At 60.1% G+C, this 464-nt stretch carries 1 protein-coding gene; it reads right to left on the bottom strand.

Going from position 1 to position 464, the window contains the following annotated elements; genetic code table 11:
- On the bottom strand, positions 1-464 hold a 464-nt coding region (locus QEH53_RS24020), incomplete at both ends, for a hypothetical protein (RefSeq protein WP_309025776.1).

The raw sequence follows: 464 nt of genomic DNA, 5'->3' as shown, positions 1-464 counted from the left end.
ACGAGGCGCGTGTTAGTAAACTCGGCTGGCATGGAGCTGTAGAAGTAGACGGGATCGTCCACGGCACGGAATGCTTCGTGTTTGCGACGGATCCAGAGCTGCTCGTTAAGCGAGCCTTGTGGCGTGAAGAACTGGAATTCGGAGTAGTCGGTAGCTCCGATGTTCTTGGGCAGCGGCAAGGCTTGGTCCTTCACGGTCCAGGTGCGGATTTCGTTGGTATCGCCGAATGGCGGCATGCGCATGGTGTCTAGGCCGGCCGGAATTAGGTAGACATAAGGAGTGGCCGAGAGGGCATTGGGCGCAGAGCTGGCGGGGCCGCCCGCTCCAGGCGTGCCGATGGAATAAGGGTCCATGCCGACGTATCCAGGAAGCACCATACCGGAGGAGTAGATCTTGGTGGCGAAGCTGGATTGGGAGAAGGAGTGGTCGCCAGCGGCGAGTGGCCAGCCGAAGAAGTTGAGCCC

The sequence above is a fragment of the Pelagicoccus sp. SDUM812002 genome (assembly GCF_031127835.1).
Taxonomy (GTDB): domain Bacteria; phylum Verrucomicrobiota; class Verrucomicrobiia; order Opitutales; family Opitutaceae; genus Pelagicoccus.
Note: the sequence above shows the minus strand (reverse complement) of the source record. Positions and strands in the feature narration are given on the sequence as shown.